The sequence below is a fragment of the Gammaproteobacteria bacterium genome (assembly GCA_015709695.1).
Taxonomy (GTDB): Bacteria; Pseudomonadota; Gammaproteobacteria; order Steroidobacterales.
Map to the genome: position 1 here is coordinate 893,534 of CP054183.1, position 15,696 is coordinate 909,229.

A 15,696-nucleotide genomic window follows, 5' to 3' on the forward strand; every position below is an offset into this window, starting at 1 on the left:
GCGGGTCATGATGCCATGCCGGCTGTCCTGCGGGGAGCGGCGGGGCCTGCCGCCGCGGCGCCGAGCTGTGCCAGCAGGTGGTCGGCGTAGGCCAGCCGTTCCTCGGTGGTTTCCATGCCGGCGCGGAACGCCAGCCGCTGGCGCGGATCCAGCCGGAACTGCTGCGGGTCCGACTGGATCAGACGCACCAGCACGGCCGGATCCACGCGGGTGGCGCTGCCGAACTCGACGCTGCCGCCGGTGGCGCCGGCGGCGAGGCGCGCGATGCCCAGCTCGCGGGCGCGCAGGCGCAGCCCGGCCACGCGCAGCAGGTTGGTGGTTGCGGGGGGCAGCTGGCCGAAGCGGTCGGCGAGCTCGCGCCCCAGCGCGGCGAGTTCCGCGTCGGAGCCGGCATTGGCGATGCGCTTGTACAGCACCAGCCGCAGGTGGATGTCCGGCAGGTACTCATCGGGCAGCAGCGCCGGGATCTGCAGCTCGATCTCCGGACCGCGCGCGCCGTCCTGTGCCGCATCGGCATCGAGGCCATCCTGGAGGGCGCGCACCGTCCGGGCCAGCATCTCGTTGTAGAGCGCGAAGCCGATCTCCTGGATCTGCCCGCTCTGGTCCTCGCCGAGCAGCTCGCCGGCACCGCGGATTTCCAGGTCGTGGGTCGCCAGCACGAAGCCGGCACCCAGGTCCTCCAGGGCCTCCATTGCTTCCAGGCGCTGGCGCGCGTCGGCCTGCAGCGCCTCGCGTGGCGGCGCCAGCAGGTAGGCGAAGGCCTGGTGGTGCGAGCGGCCGACGCGGCCGCGCAGCTGGTGCAGCTGCGCGAGGCCAAACTGCTCGGCATGGTCGATGATGATGGTATTGGCCGATGGCACGTCGAGCCCGCTCTCGACGATGGCCGTGCAGACCAGGATGTCGAAGCGCCGGTGGTAGAAGTCCAGCATGACCCGTTCCAGCTCGCGCTCGTGCATCTGCCCGTGGGCCACCTCGATGCGCGCCTCGGGCATGATCTTCGCCAGCTTCTCGCCGATCGTGCGGATGTCCTGGATGCGGTTGTGCACGAAGTAGATCTGGCCGCCACGCTGCAGCTCGCGCAGGCAGGCCTCGCGGATCAGCTGCGTGCTCCAGGTGCTGAGGAAGGTCCTGATGGCGAGTCGCGACGCCGGTGGCGTGGTGATCAGCGAGAGCTGGCGCAGGTCGCCCAGGGCCATGTTGAGCGTGCGCGGGATGGGCGTGGCGGTGAGCGTGAGGATGTCGACCTCGGCGCGCAGGCCCTTCAGCTGCTCCTTGTGGCGCACGCCGAAGCGGTGCTCCTCGTCGATGATCACCAGGCCGAGGTCCTTGAAGGCCACGTCCTTCTGCAGCAGGCGATGGGTGCCGATGACGATGTCCACCTGGCCGGCGGCCACGCGCTGCAGCACCTGGCGATGTTCCTGCGGAGTCCTGAAGCGCGACAGCACCTCGACCGTCACCGGCCAGTCCGCAAAGCGGTCGGCGAAGGTCTCGTGGTGCTGCTGGGCGAGCAGCGTGGTCGGCACCAGCACCGCCACCTGCCGGCCGCTGCCGACGGCGGCAAAGGCGGCGCGCAGCGCCACCTCGGTCTTGCCGAAGCCCACGTCGCCGCACACCAGGCGGTCCATCGGCGAGGGACTGGCGAGGTCTGCCAGCACGTTGTCGATGGCCGTCGCCTGGTCCTCGGTGAGTGAAAACGGAAAGCCGGCGGCGAACGCCTCGTAGCCTGCGGCATCCACGCGGGCACTGCGTCCGGGACGGGCGGCGCGGCGCGAGTACAGGTCGAGTAGTTCGGCGGCGACGTCGCGGATCTTCTCCGCCGCACGGCGCCGCGCTTTCAGCCACTGGTCGGTACCGAGGCGGTGCAGGGGCGCCATCTCGGGCGCCGCGCCCGTATAGCGCGACACCAGTTCGAGCGAGCTGACCGGCACGTGCAGCCGGTCGCCGCCCGCGTACTCGAGCGTGACGAACTCGCCCACGGTGTCGCCGATGGTCATGCGGGTCAGGCCGACATAGCGGCCGACGCCGTGGTCGAGATGGACGACGGGTGCGCCCACGCGCAGGTCGGTGAGGTCGCCGACGATGCTCTCCGGATCGCGGCCGCGACGACGACGTGTGCGGGAGCGGCTCGCCTGGCCGAAAATTTCCTGCGCGCCGAGGACCGTGATGCCGGCGCCGGGCAGGTGCATGCCGCGTTCCAGGCCGGCGATCGCCAGGCCGACGCGCCGCGGGCTGGCGAGGAACGCCGCCCAGCCGTCCACGGCATCGGCAGTTTCGCCCAGGCGCTGCAGCAGGTCCTGCAGCCACTCGCGGCGCCCGGGGGAATCCACGGACAGCAGCAACCGCCCGCCATGCCCGGCAAGGAAGCGGCCGAGGCGCGCGCCGGGCTCGTCTTCGCGCGGATTGAGCATCAGCGGCGGTGCCGGGGTGGCTGCCAGGGCGACGTCGCCGGGCGCGGCCACCGGATCGGGCTCGGTTTCCAGCTGCAGCACGGGGAGCGTGCCGAGGCGCCCGAGGTGTTCAGCCGGCGGGCAATACGCTTCCGCGGGCTGCAGCAGCGGGCGCTCGCGATCCGAGCCGAGCTGCTCGTGGCGTTCCTCGACCTGTTGCCATCCCTGCTGGAAGAGCTTCCCCGGATCGCCCAGCGCCACCACCAGCGTGTCGGCCGGCAGGTAGTCCCAGATCGTCGCCGTCCGCTCGAAGAACAGCGGCAGGTAGCTCTCGACGCCGCCGGGCAGCCGCCGTGCGGAAACCTCCCGATAGATCACCGACTCGGCCGGGTTGCCCTCGAAGCGCCGGCGATAGCGCTGGCGGAACTGGCGGATGGATTCGGCGTCGTTCGGCAACTCGCGGGCCGGCATGGTGTCCACGGCGTCGAGCGGCGCGGCGGAAAGCTGCGTGTCGGGATCGAAGCTGCGGATCGACTCGACGCTGTCATCGAGGAAATCCACCCGCACCGGGAATTCGTAGCCGGTCGGGAAGAAATCGATCAGCGAGCCGCGTAGGGCGTAGTCGCCGTGCACGGATACCTGGCCTGTCCGCTGGTAACCGGCCTGGTCGAGGCTGGCCTGGAAGGATTCGAGGCTGCGCGCCTCGCCCACGGCAACGCGCACCGCGTGGTGTTCCAGGTACGAGACCGGGGCCAGGCGTGGCAGCAGCGTGGACGCCGCCGTGACCAGGATGCCTGCCGGGCGGGAGCGCAACCCGCGCAGGATGCGCAGCCGCGCCGACACCAGGTCCTGATGGGGGCTGAAGCTGTCGTAGGGCAGCACCTCGAGGTCGGCGAACAGCTCGATACGGGCCGTGGCCTGGCCGAAGAAGCGCAGCTCCGCCTCCAGCGCCTCGGCCTGTGCCACGCTGCCGGCGAGCACCAGCAGCCCGCGGCCACCTGCCGCGAGCTCCGTGAGGGCCAGCGCCGGCGCGCAGCCCGGCGGGCTCGTCCAGCGGCGGGTCGTGCCCGGCGCGGGCAGTTCGTCAGGACGGGCAAGCAGGGGGCGCGCCATGGACATCCAGGTCGAAGTCAGGGGGCGCGATTATCACACACGGGGCGTGGGCGGCCGGGCGGCATCCCGGCGCGGGCCCGCGCCTGCTGCTGGCAGGGAGCCGCGGTGGCGGCAGCCCCGCGGCGGCCGGAGCGGTCGCCGGCTCAGTGGCGCCGGATCACCGCGTCGATCACGTGATCGTACTCGAAGTAGACGACGAAGCTGCCGTAGTCCCAGCGCGTGATGGGCGGCTTGCCGACGGGCGGCTGCCTGCCTGCCGGCTCACCCCATTTCGCCTCCACGGCCTTCATGCTCATGCCGCGGGCGGGACGCTCGGCGGCGCTGTCGCGTGCGGCTTCGATGCCTTGCATGATCAGGGTGTCGGCGCGGGCGACGCCCGCGATGCCAAGGAATCCCAGGGCGGCGGCGAGGAAAATGCAGGAGCGGTTGCGCATCGTGATAACCTCAACAGCGCTTGAGCAGTCGACTATAACATCGCACCGTAATGCAGAAAAACCGGCGGCTTCTTGAACCTGCTTCACATTATTGGGTGGCCTGGCACGACCGCGGGAGGCCGGTGCCGCGGCGGCAGAGCACGGGGATCGCGTGCTGCCGGCAGGAACGCGGGCAGGCCCGCTGCCGACGCTTGGGGATGCGGCCGGAAGGCGTGCATACTGTGCCGCCCGCCGAGGAGACCCGCCCAGTGCACGCCCGTGCCGTCGACCACCCGAGGAGTGTCCGGTGAGGCGTCCCGTCTCCGGATACATCGGGCTGCGCTACCTGCGCAGCCAGCGCGCCAACCAGTTCGCCTCCTTCGTCACGCTGGCCTCGGCCCTCGGCGTGGCGCTCGGCGTCGCGGCGCTGATCGTCGTGCTGTCGGTGATGAACGGCTTCGAGGATGAACTGCGCAACCGTCTGACCAGCGTTACCGGCCACGCATGGGTATCGCGCGCCGACGGCCTGGCCGGCTGGCAGGAGCTGCGCCGCGACCTGCTGGCCTATCCGGGAATCACCGGGGCGGTGCCCGTCATCGAACTGGAGGCCGTGCTGGCCCGCGCCGCGGACCTGGCCGGGGCGGTGGTGACGGGGGTCGATCCAGCCCTGGAAGGCGACAGCTCGCCGCTGCGCAAGGGGATGCGCGAGGGCGACCTCGACAGCCTGCAGCCCGGCAGCCGGGCCATCATTCTCGGCGACGCCCTCGCGGCGCGCATCGGCGCCCGTGTCGGTGATGCGGTCACGGTGCTGGTGCCGACCAAGGACCGCGAGAACGGCCTGCGCTCGCGCCTGTGGCAGTTCACCGTGCGTGGCGTGTTCGAACTCGGCGTCAAGGACCACGACGGCACGCGTGCCTTCGTCAGCATGGCCGATGCGGCCGCCATGGGCGGGCTCGGCGAGCGTGTCGGCGGCATCCGCGTCACCACGAGCGACATCTTCGCGGCGCCCGGCATCATCCGCGCCTGGGCGGCCCGCCACGGCGCCGGCCTGCTGGTGCGCGACTGGACGCAGGACCATGCCACGTACTTCCGGGCGGTGCGTCTGGAGAAGACCATGATGATGGTGCTGCTGTCGCTGATCGTCGGTGTCGCCGCCTTCAACATCGTGGCGACGCTGGTCATGGTGGTCACCGACAAGCGCGGCAGCATCGCCATCCTGCGCACGCTGGGGTTCTCGCGCGCCGACATCGTGCGCGTGTTCGCGGTACAGGGCGTCGCCATCGGCTGGATCGGCGTGGTGGCCGGCATCGCCAGCGGGGCGGCGCTGGCTGCCAACATCGGCGTCGTCGCGCCGGCGCTGGAGCGGCTGCTCGGCTTCCAGTTCATGCCCGCCGATGTCTATTACCTGACGGCGCTGCCGTCCGACCTGCGCTGGACCGACGTGCTGTCCGTGGGCCTGGTCGCGCTGGCCATGACCGCGGTGGCGACTGTCTATCCGGCGGCGCGGGCCGCGGCGGTCGAGCCGGCCGAAGTGCTGCGCTATGAATGAGCGGGCGGGGATCCATGCTGCGACCGGTTGAACTGGCGATAGCCCTGCGCTATGTCCGCTCGCGCAGCAAGAACCGCTTCGTCTCCTTCATCTCGCTGATGTCCGTGGCGGGCATCGCGCTGGCCGTGGCGGTGCTGATCGCCGTGCTCTCGGCCATGAACGGCTTCGAGCACGAGGTGCGTGCGCGCATCCTCGGCGTGCTCGCCCACGGCACCATCACCGGCCTCGAGGGACGGATCAGCGACTGGCATCGCATGGAGGAGGTCGCGGCCGCCTATCCGGGCGTGGTGGCCAGCGCGCCGTTCGTGCGCGGCGAAGCCATGGTGGTGGGCGAGAGCGCCGTGAAGGGAGTCGAGGTGCGCGGCATCGAGCCCGGGCCTGAGCTGGCCACGGCTGCCCTGCAGACGCTGTTGCGTGCCGGGGATTTCCGCGCGCTGGTGCCTGGCGGCTACGGCATCGTCATCGGCCAGCCGCTGGCCGAGCGGCTGCAGGTCGGGATCGGTGACCCGGTCGTGGTGCTGGTGCCCGAGGGCGTCGCCACCCCGGCCGGCGTGGTGCCGCGCATGCGCCGCTTCCGCGTGGTCGGCATCTTCAATGCGGGCATGTACGAGTACGACAGCGGGCTGGTGTTCATGCACATGGAGGATGCGGCACGGCTGTTCCGCATGGGTGACACGGTGAGCGGGCTGCGCCTGGCCTTCGCCGACCCGGCGATGGCGCCGCAGGGCGTGGTGGGCGTGGCCCGGGCCTACGGTGGCGGCGTGTACGTCAGCGACTGGACGCGGGAGCACGCCAACTTCTTCCGTTCCATCGAGCTGACCAAGTCCATCATGTTCATCATCCTGCTGATGGTGGTGGCGGTGGCGGCCTTCAACATCGTCTCCACGCTGGTCATGGTGGTCCGCGAGAAGAGGGGGGAGATCGCCATCCTGCGGACACTGGGTGCGGCACCGGCGGCCATCGTGCGCATCTTCATGGCGCAGGGCACGCTCATCGGCGTCACCGGCACGGCCATTGGCGTCGCACTCGGCGTGCTGGTCGCGGTCAACCTGGATGTGCTGGTCGGCATGGTCGAGCATGCGCTGGGCATGAAGTTCCTGGCACCGGACATCTATTTCATCAGCGATTTTCCCACCCAGCTCCGCTGGTCCGATGTGGCCGTCATCGGCGGCATCGCCCTGGGGCTGGCCTTCAGCTCCACGCTCTATCCGGCCTGGCGCGGCTCGACCCTGCCGCCCGCCGAGGCGCTGCGCCACTACTGAACACGGAACCGCAACCCGCCATGGACAGTCCTGCAAACACCCCTGCCGCGGATCCGCGAGCCATCCCGCTGGCCTGCGTCGCGCTCGAGAAGGAATTCCGCGAAGGACCGGCAGTGGTGCGGGTGCTGCATGGCGTGGACCTGCAGGTGGCACGGGGCGAGCGCATCGCCATCATCGGTGCTTCCGGCGCCGGCAAGACCACGCTGCTGCAGCTCCTCGGCGGGCTCGATACCCCCACCCGCGGCGCCGTTTACGTGCTCGGCCGCAATGTGGCGACCCTGGGCCAGGCCGAGCGTGGCCGCATCCGCAACGAGTCGCTCGGCTTCGTCTACCAGTTCCACCACCTGCTGCCGGAGTTCACGGCGATCGAGAACGTCGCCATGCCGCTGCTGTTGCGCCGCCTGCCGCTGGCGCAGGTCAGCGCGGAGGCGCAGCGGCTGCTGGAGCGGGTGGGGCTCGGTGCGCGCCTGCATCACAAGCCGGGCGAGCTCTCCGGCGGCGAGCGCCAGCGGGTCGCCGTGGCGAGGGCGCTGGTGACGGCACCGGCGGTGGTGCTCGCCGACGAGCCCACCGGCAACCTCGATCACCGCACCGGTGATCGCGTCTTCGAACTCATGCTCGAGCTGAATGCCGAGACCCGCGCCAGCCTGGTGATCGTCACCCACGACCTGGCCCGGGCACGGAGCATGGATCGCGTGCTGCACATGGAAGACGGGCGCCTGCGCGAGGTGGCGGGCGAGATGGTGGCCTGAGTCGCGGCCCGGGCCGCCTTCAGCCGCGCTGGCGTGCCTGGCGCCGGCGCAGGCGTCGCGCCGACGACCAGCGCCACAGGGCATTGCTGCCGAAATAGATGATGGCGGCGGTCAGCGTTGCCGCAATGAGTGCACCGAGGAACAGGGGGCGCCAGATCAGTCCGAGCTGCGCCTGCAGCCAGGCCCAGCTGACGGTATCCGGCCAGGCTTGCGGCGGCATGCCGAGCAGGCGGGCGCCCAGGCGGTATTCGAAGTAGAACACCGGGATCAGCGTCAGCGGGCTGTTCAGCCAGGCAGCCAGCGCCGCGACACCCAGGTTCACTCCCGCCAGCAGCGCGCACACCACCGCCAGCGGCGTGTGGCCCGGCACCGGCAGCATGGAGATGAAGGCGCCGATGGCGAGTGCGCCGGTGACGCTGCGCCGGTTGACGGCGAAGTACATCGGCTGGCGCAGCAGGCCGCGGAACGGCCGCAGGTACCAGGCCTGCTCATTCTGGCGGTACTGCCGGGATATGCGCCGCAGGAATTTTCGCGGCATTGCCTACACTGCCGGGTGAATCACGTGGGGTCGGGACCGCGCACCGGGGAGATTTCGTCGCGAGCCTGCCTCGCGTGCCGGTGCATTATCGTTCATCCGGCGGCCCGTCGCACATGTCCTGGTTGGCTGTCCCTGCCGTTGCCGCTGCGTGGTTGCTGCAATACTTCGGCACGCCGTCGCTGCTGGCATGGCCAGCGGTGGCCTGGTGCGCGATCGCCTTGCTGGCCTGGCACGGCCTGGGTGGACGTGTGGCGCTGCTGGTGCTGCTGGCGGGCTGGACGCTGTACCGTGCCGCATGGCTCGTCGATGCACGCCTGCCCGCCGCGCTGGCCGGGCGCGACCTGCTGGTGCAGGGCGTGGTCTGCGATTTCCCGCGGCCGGACGCCGAAGCGCAGCGCCTGGTACTCGAGACCGGAGCGGCGGGGCGCGGCGAGGGCCTGCCGGCGCGCCTGCACCTGAGCTGGTACGCGCCATCGCCGCCACTGCGGCCCGGCGAGCGCTGGCAGCTGTTGGTGCGCCTGAAGCCGCCGCATGGGCTCGCCAATCCCGGTGGCTTCGACTTCGAGCAATGGCTGTACCAGCGTGGCATCGGTGCATCGGGTTACGTGCGCGCCTCGCGCCTCAACCGCCGGCTCGAGGCGCAGCTGGCGGACTGTCCCGTCGGCACCCTGCGGGCGACACTGGCGGGCCGCATCGAGGCGGCGCTGGCCGGGCGCCCGGGCAGCGCCCATGTGCTTGGCCTGACAGTGGGCGTGACCGCGGGGCTGTCGCCGGCGGACTGGGAGCTGATGCGCCGCACCGGCACCACGCACCTGCTGGCGATCTCGGGCTTCAACATCGCCCTGGTGGCGGCGCCCTTCGTGCTGCTGGTGCCCTGGCTCGGGCACATCTGGCCATGGCTGGCCGGCCGGCCGGGCGCGGGCCCGGCACTGGCGCTGGCGGTCGCCACCCTCTACAGCGCGCTCGCCGGATTCGGTGTCAGCGTGCTGCGGGCCCTGCTGATGCTGGGCGTGGTGGCGCTGCTGGCCTGGCGCCGCCGCCCGGCGGACAGCCTGGATGCGCTGGCCGCGGCGGCGTTGCTGATCCTGGCGATCGATCCGGCGTCCGTGCTGTCGGCGGGCTTCTGGTTGTCGTTCGCCGGTGTCGCCTGGCTGCTGGTGGCGGCGACGCGCCGGCCACGGCCGGCGGCCGTCCCGCCACGCGGGTTTGCGCGGCGCATCTTCGGTGGGGCGGTCAGCCTGCTGCGGTTGCAGCTGCTGCTGGGAATTGGCCTGGCACCGCTGACCCTGGCCTACTTCCAGCAGCTGTCGCTGGTGGCACCGCTGGCGAACCTGCTGGCGGTGCCGGTGTTCAGCCTCGTCGTCATGCCGCTGGCGCTGGGCGGCGCGGCGCTGCTGCTGGCGTTTCCGCTGCCGGGCACGCTGCTGCTGCGGCTGGCGGCTGCCGTGGTGGCGCGGCTCATGGATCTGCTGGCGGCGCTGGCCGGGATGCTCGCCGGCGACGGCGCCTGGCAGCCGCCGCCCCAGGGCATCGCCAGCCTGGTGCTCTGCCTGGTCGCGGCGGCGATGCTGGCCTGGTGGCGGCCGTTGCCGTTGCGCCTGCTGGCCGGCGTGCTGCTGCTGCCACTGGTCGCGGGCAGCGAAGGCCGTGGTGACCTGCAGGCCGGGGAGCTGCGCGTGACGGTCATGGATGTCGGCCAGGGGCTCGCCGTGCTGCTGCAGACCGCGAGCCATTCGCTGGTCTACGACGCCGGGCCCGCCTACCGCCGGCTCGACACCGGAGATTCCGTCGTGGTGCCGGTGCTGCGTGCCGCCGGGATTCGCCAGCTCGATGCACTGCTCATCTCCCACGACGACCTCGATCATGCGGGGGGCGCGGCGACCGTGCTGCGCGCCTATCCGGGGGCCGTGCTCATCGGCGGCAATGCGGCGCGGCTCGCTGCCGCCAGGGCGCGGCCCTGCGTGGCCGGGGAAGCCTGGCTATGGGATGGTGTCCGCTTCAGCATCCTCAATCCGCCGGCGGGTGCGCAGCTCTCCGACAACGACGCATCCTGCGTGCTGAGGGTGGATGCCGCCAGCGGCAGCGTCCTGCTGCCCGGCGATGTGCAGCTCCGGCAGGAAGCAGTACTGGCAGCCCGCGGTGCGCTGGCGCCCGTCGACCTGCTGCTGGCACCCCATCATGGCAGCCGCAGCTCCTCGGGGCCGGCGCTGGTGGCCGCCACCCGGCCGCGGGTGGTGGTGTTCTCGGCCGGATTCATGAACCGCTGGGGATTTCCGGCAGAGGTGGTGCGCGAACGCTGGGAGCAGGCCGGTGCCTGTACCTTCGACACCTCGGCGACCGGTGCCCTGGTGTTCGTGCTCGGCGGGCAGGGTCTGCGCCTCGCCCGCATCACGCGCCGCGATGACAGCCACCTGTGGACCACGCCCATGCCGGCAGCATCGTCCTGCACCGTGCCCGGGCCGCCACGCGCCCTGCCGCCGCTGGGTTAAACTGTCGGCCGTTGAGCGGGTTATAGTCCTGACCGGAAGGCGTTTCGGGGCCGCGGATCCATGCTGGAAATCATCAAGGCGGGCGGGGTGCTGATGATCCCCATCATCGGCTGCTCGGTGATCGCGCTGGCCATCATGCTGGAAAGGTTGTGGACGCTGCAGCGTCGCCGGGTGCTGCCCGACGATCTCACGCGCCAGGTCTGGGAATGGGTGAGCCGCAACGAGCTCAATCATGCGCACATCCAGACCTTGCAGGAGGGTTCGCCGCTGGGGCGGATCCTGTCCGCGGGGCTGCTCAACCGCAACCGCGACCGCCAGATCATGAAGGAGAGCATCGAGGACACGGGCCGACACGTGGTGCACGACCTCGAGCGCTACCTGAACCTGCTGGGCACCATCGCCGCCATTTCGCCGCTGCTCGGGCTGCTCGGCACGGTTACCGGCATGGTGCGCATCTTCGCCGCCATCAGCTCCACCGGTGCCGTCGGCGATCCGGCGGCACTGGCCGGCGGCATTTCCGAGGCGCTGATCACCACGGTGGGCGGGCTCGTCGTGGCGATCCCGACGCTGGTGGCCTACCGCTTCCTGCGCGACCGGGTGGACAGCCTGGTGATCGACATGGAGAAGGAGGCGATCACGCTGGTGGATGCGCTGCACCGGCGCCAGTACATCGACAGCATCGGGCGGCGTGATGAACCTGCGAAGGCATGATCGCTCCCGGGACGACCCGGAACTCAACCTGATCTCGCTGGTGGACGTGGTCCTGCTGCTGCTGATCTTCTTCGTGCTGACCACCAGTTTCGTGGCGCAGTCGCGGCTGGCGATCCACCTTCCGGAAGCGGCCGAGACCGGCCGCGACACCGTGGCGCCGGCGCTGGAGGTCACCGTCACCGCGCGGGGCGGCTTCTTCGTCAACGGCCGCGCCCTGGTGGACAACCGGCCGGAAACGCTGATGGCCGCCATGCGTCGCGTCATGCCCCAGGCCGGCGTGCAGGCCGTGACCATCAACGCCGACGCCCGCGCCGCGCACCAGGACGTGGTGACGGCCATGGACGTCGCCGGGCGGCTCGGCATCACCGACGTGCACATCGCCACGCTGCGCGCGCGCGGCGAACAGGAGCGGTGATGGCAGGCCAGGGCGGCGACTCCACCGTGCTCTACCGCCGCATGCTGGGCCTGTCCTTCCGCTACTGGCGAATGTTCCTGCTGGCCGGCGCGGGCATGATCGTCTATGCCGGCACCAACACCGCCTTCGCCTGGGTGGTGAACCGGCTGCTCGAGGTGGTGGGCCCCGGCAGCCAGGCCCCCGGCGAGGACGACCTGCGCCGCTGGATCCCGCTGGCCATCATGGTGCTGTTCCTCACCCGCGGCGCGGCCGATGTCGCCTCCAGCTACGGGCTGGGATGGATAGGGCGGCGAGTGGTCACCGACATTCGCCAGCAGGTGTTCGACAAGTTCATGCGGCTGCCGGCGCAGTACTTCGACACCTCGTCCACCGGCGCATTGCTGTCGCGGCTGACCTTCAACATCGACCAGATCGCCGAGTCGACATCCACCGTCGTCACGGTGATGCTGCGCGAGGTGCTCACCGCCATCGGCCTCGTCGCCTACATGTTCTACCTGAGCCCGACGCTGTCGGCGTTCATCCTGATCGCCGCGCCGCTCATGGCGTTCATCACGCGCACCCTGGGCCGCTATTTCCGCCGCTACAGCGAGCGCATCCAGCAGTCCATGGGCGACGTCACCCGGGTGGCGCAGGAGTCGCTGCAGAGCCAGCGCGTGATCAGGATCTTCAACGCCCGCGACTACGAGTACCGGCGTTTCGAGGTCGCCAACGAGAAGAGCCGGCGCCTGCAGATGCGGCTGGTGGTGACCAAGGGCGTGGGCGATGGCCTGGTGGCGCTGGTCGCCGCGGTGGGACTCGCGGCCGTGGCGGCGGTGGCGATCTCGCCGTCCGTCCGCAACCACATGAACCTCGGCGACTTCGGCGGCTTCATCACCGCGCTGCTGCTGCTCATGCGGCCGCTGCGCCAGGTGGGCGGCATCAACGCCGTGATCCAGCGTGGGCTGGCGGCGGGAGAGAGCGTGTTCAGCCTGCTGGACGAGGCGGAGGAGGTCGACAGCGGCAGCGTCGCGCCAGGGCGCGTGCGCGGGGACGTGGAGTTCCGCGGTGTCGGCTTCAGCTACGACGCGGCCAAGGGCCCGGTGCTTCGCGACATCAGCCTGCGGGTGCCGCCGGGGCAGAAGCTGGCCATCGTCGGGCGTTCGGGCAGCGGCAAGACCACGCTGGTCAACCTGCTGCCCAGGTTCTATGAAGCCAGCCATGGGCAGATCCTCATCGATGGCCGCGACATCCGCGAGTACTCCCTGCAGGGCCTGCGCCAGCAGATCAGCCTGGTGAGCCAGGAGGTCACGCTGTTCAACGACAGCGTGGCCAACAACATCGCCTACGGATCGCTGAACGGCGCGCCGCGCGCGGACATCGAGCGGGCGGCCCGTGCGGCGCACCTGGGGGACCTGCTGGCCCAGCTGCCGCAGGGCCTCGACACACTGGTCGGCGACCGCGGGCTGCTGCTCTCCGGCGGCCAGCGCCAGCGCATCGCCATCGCGCGTGCGCTGCTGAAGGACGCGCCCATCCTCATCCTCGACGAAGCCACCTCGGCGCTGGACACGGAGTCCGAGCGTTACATCCAGGCGGCACTCGACGAGCTGATGGCCAACCGCACGACCTTCGTCATCGCCCACCGCTTGTCCACGGTGGAGAACGCCGACCGCATTATCGTCATGGCCGCCGGAGCCATCATCGAGAGCGGCACCCATGACGAGCTGCTGGCCGCGGGCGGCCAGTACGCCATGCTGTACCGGATGCAGTTCCGCGATGACTAGCGGCGTGGTGGCTGGCGCCATCCGGCAGGCCTGGTATGGCCGTTCGCTGCTCGGCCCGCTGCTCCAGCCCCTGGCCTGGCTGTTCGGCCTTGCGGTGCGCCTGCGCCGCAGCGCCTACCGGCGCGGCTGGCTTGCCTCCGGCCACCCCGGCGTGCCGGTCATCGTCGTCGGCAACCTGACCGCCGGTGGTGCCGGCAAGACGCCACTGGTCGCCTGGCTGGTGCAGCGGCTGAGGGAAGCCGGCAGGCATCCGGGCGTCGTCAGCCGCGGCTACGGTGGCGTGCCGCAGCCAGAGCCGCTGCTGGTGGACGCGGCCACCGACCCGGCCATCGCCGGGGACGAGCCGGTGCTGCTGGCACGGCGCACCGGCGCGCCGATCGTGGTCTGTGTCGACCGGCTGCGGGCGGCGCAGGCAGCGGCACGCAGCGGCGCCGATGTCATCGTCGCCGACGACGGCCTGCAGCACTATGCGCTGCGCCGGGACGTGGAGATCGTCGTGGTGGATGGCGTGCAGCGCTGGGGCAATGGCCGGCTGCTGCCGGCGGGCCCCCTGCGTGAGCCCCTGAGCCGTCTCGCCGAGGTCGACATGCTGGTGGTCAACGGCGGCGAGCCCGGTGCCACGGAAACCGGCTTCAGGCTCTGCCCCGGGACGGCTGTGTCGCTGGCCACGGGCGAGCGCCGCGCCCTGGAGCACTTCGCCGGCCGCCGGGTACTGGCCGTGGCGGGCATCGGCAACCCGGCGCGGTTCCACGCGCTGCTGGCCTCCCTCGGCATGCAGGTCATGACGGCGGCGGTGCCTGACCACGGCAGGGCGGACCTGGCGCTCCTGCGCAGCGAAGTGCCCTGGCCCATCCTGATGACGGAGAAGGATGCCGTGAAATATCCGCATTGGACCGATCCGGACACCTGGTACCTGCCGGTGGAGCTGCAGATGGCTCCCGGATCGGAGGATCGGCTGATGTCGTGCATCGCCTCCCGCCTGCAGGCCGCAGGAGCCGCCCATGGCTGAGTTCCGCGTGGTGATCCCGGCGCGCTACGCTTCATCGCGCTTCCCGGGCAAGCCGCTGGCCCGGCTGGCCGGGCGGCCGATGATCGAGCATGTGCACCGCTGTGCCGTGGCGAGCGGCGCGGCCGAGGTGATCGTGGCGACCGACGACGGGCGCATCGCCGATGCGGTGCGCGGCTTCGGTGGCACGGTGGCCCTGACCCGGGCCGACCACGTCTCGGGCACGGATCGCATCGCCGAGGTGGCCGCCGCCCGCGGCTGGCCGGCGGACACGATCGTGGTGAATGTGCAGGGTGACGCACCGCTCACGCCGGCGGCCAGCGTGTTGCAGGTCGCGGCGCTGCTGGCCGCCCATCCGCGGGCATCCATGGCGACCTTGTGCGTGCCGGTCGCGACGCCGGAGGACTACGCCAGTCCTCATGTGGTCAAGGTGGTCATGGATCAGGCTGGACGCGCTCTCTATTTCAGCCGTGCCTCCATTCCCAGCGCAGGCCATGGCAGCACCGGGCTGCCGGGCGCCTGGCGTCACCTGGGCATCTATGCCTATCGCTGCGGGGAATTGCAGCGCCTCAGCGCGGGCCAACCGTGCTACCTTGAGACCGTGGAGAAGCTCGAACAGCTCAGGGCACTGTGGATGGGCATGGAGATCCGCATCGCCCCGGCGCAGGAGGGCCATGGGCCCGACGTCGACACGCCTTCCGACCTCGCCGCCGTCGAGGCCTGGCTGGCCGGCAGGCGAGGCTGAGCAGCGGCATGGTGACTCCGGGTGATAGCGTGCAAACCCGCATCCTGCTTGTCTGCATGGGCAACATCTGCCGCTCGCCCATGGCGCACGGCATGGTGCGCCATAGGCTGCGGGAGCTGCGGTGGCAGGAGCGGGTGGCAGTCGATTCGGCGGGAACCCATGGCTATCACGCCGGCTCGGCGCCCGACGAGCGCGCGCAGGCGGCGACCGCCCGTCGTGGCATCGACATTTCCGACCTGCGGGCGCGTGCCGTGGCGGCAGAGGATTTCACGCGTTTCGACCTGATCCTCGCCATGGACGAGGACAACCTCGCCAGTCTCCGCGAGGCCGCTGCGGTCGAGCATCGGCAGAAGATCCACCTTTTCATGGAGTACGCGGCCGGTGACGCCGGCCGCTCGGTGCCCGACCCCTACTACGGCGGGCCGATCGGCTTCGAGCGAGTACTCGACATGGTGGAGGAGGCGACCGAAGGCCTGCTGCAGCGGTTGCAGGCCGGGTTCGACGAGCGGTAAGGCAGATCCTGCCGGGGCGGTGCGGACGCGCACCGCCCCGGCAA

The 15,696-nt window shown here is 70.9% G+C and carries 13 protein-coding genes; 10 read left to right on the forward strand and 3 right to left on the reverse strand.

The genetic code is table 11. The annotated features are described in order from the left end of the window. Positions 1-5: 5 nt before the first annotated feature. Together mfd and HRU81_04160 are read right to left on the reverse strand one after the other, a co-directional pair. Positions 6-3,500, reverse strand: a complete 3,495-nt coding sequence (gene mfd / locus HRU81_04155) for a transcription-repair coupling factor (protein QOJ31358.1) — start codon at positions 3,498-3,500, stop codon at positions 6-8. A gap of 143 nt (positions 3,501-3,643) precedes the next feature. Continuing rightward, a complete protein-coding gene (locus tag HRU81_04160) occupies positions 3,644-3,934 on the reverse strand; it encodes a hypothetical protein (GenBank protein QOJ31359.1) in 291 nt (96 codons plus the stop codon). 286 nt (positions 3,935-4,220) lie between these two features. On the opposite strand from HRU81_04160, the gene HRU81_04165 reads away from it, so the two are divergent. Genes HRU81_04165 through lolD form a run of 3 tightly spaced genes read left to right on the forward strand, consistent with a single transcriptional unit; the run spans position 4,221 to position 7,476 of the window. Further along, entirely contained in the window at positions 4,221-5,462 is a 1,242-nt protein-coding gene (locus HRU81_04165; protein QOJ31360.1) for a lipoprotein-releasing ABC transporter permease subunit, read from the forward strand. A 14-nt stretch (positions 5,463-5,476) separates the two neighbouring features. Next, positions 5,477-6,724, forward strand: coding sequence for a lipoprotein-releasing ABC transporter permease subunit (locus tag HRU81_04170; GenBank protein QOJ31361.1), 1,248 nt, complete (start codon positions 5,477-5,479; stop codon positions 6,722-6,724). A 20-nt stretch (positions 6,725-6,744) separates the two neighbouring features. After that, positions 6,745-7,476, forward strand: coding sequence for a lipoprotein-releasing ABC transporter ATP-binding protein LolD (lolD, locus tag HRU81_04175; GenBank protein QOJ31362.1), 732 nt, complete (start codon positions 6,745-6,747; stop codon positions 7,474-7,476). A gap of 19 nt (positions 7,477-7,495) precedes the next feature. On the opposite strand, the gene HRU81_04180 is transcribed toward lolD, so the two are convergent. Beyond that, complete coding sequence (locus tag HRU81_04180; protein QOJ31363.1) at positions 7,496-8,014, reverse strand: DUF2062 domain-containing protein; 519 nt, start codon at positions 8,012-8,014, stop codon at positions 7,496-7,498. Positions 8,015-8,127: 113 nt separating this feature from the next. Here HRU81_04180 and HRU81_04185 point away from each other — a divergent pair, with 113 nt between their 5' ends. The 7 genes from HRU81_04185 to HRU81_04215 are packed head-to-tail and all read left to right on the forward strand — an operon-like array spanning position 8,128 to position 15,652. Next, positions 8,128-10,503: a DNA internalization-related competence protein ComEC/Rec2 gene (locus tag HRU81_04185; protein ID QOJ31364.1), complete on the forward strand. Its 2,376-nt coding sequence runs from the start codon at positions 8,128-8,130 to the stop codon at positions 10,501-10,503. 60 nt (positions 10,504-10,563) lie between these two features. Further along, positions 10,564-11,214, forward strand: a complete 651-nt coding sequence (locus HRU81_04190; protein ID QOJ31365.1) for a MotA/TolQ/ExbB proton channel family protein — start codon at positions 10,564-10,566, stop codon at positions 11,212-11,214. Then, positions 11,195-11,629 carry a biopolymer transporter ExbD gene (locus HRU81_04195; protein ID QOJ31366.1) on the forward strand — a complete coding sequence of 145 codons (435 nt, stop codon included), beginning with the start codon at positions 11,195-11,197 and terminating at the stop codon, positions 11,627-11,629. Before HRU81_04190 ends, HRU81_04195 begins: the two co-directional genes overlap by 20 nt. Continuing rightward, positions 11,629-13,389, forward strand: a complete 1,761-nt coding sequence (gene msbA / locus HRU81_04200; GenBank protein QOJ31367.1) for a lipid A export permease/ATP-binding protein MsbA — start codon at positions 11,629-11,631, stop codon at positions 13,387-13,389. The genes HRU81_04195 and msbA overlap by 1 nt, the downstream gene beginning before the upstream one ends. After that, complete coding sequence (locus tag HRU81_04205) at positions 13,322-14,398, forward strand: tetraacyldisaccharide 4'-kinase (GenBank protein ID QOJ31368.1); 1,077 nt, start codon at positions 13,322-13,324, stop codon at positions 14,396-14,398. The genes msbA and HRU81_04205 overlap by 68 nt, the downstream gene beginning before the upstream one ends. After that, on the forward strand, positions 14,391-15,140 hold the full coding sequence (kdsB, locus tag HRU81_04210) for a 3-deoxy-manno-octulosonate cytidylyltransferase (GenBank protein QOJ31369.1): 750 nt from the start codon (positions 14,391-14,393) through the stop codon (positions 15,138-15,140). The genes HRU81_04205 and kdsB overlap by 8 nt, the downstream gene beginning before the upstream one ends. An 8-nt stretch (positions 15,141-15,148) precedes the next feature. Further along, on the forward strand, positions 15,149-15,652 hold the full coding sequence (locus tag HRU81_04215) for a low molecular weight phosphotyrosine protein phosphatase (GenBank protein ID QOJ31370.1): 504 nt from the start codon (positions 15,149-15,151) through the stop codon (positions 15,650-15,652). Positions 15,653-15,696: the final 44 nt, after the last annotated feature.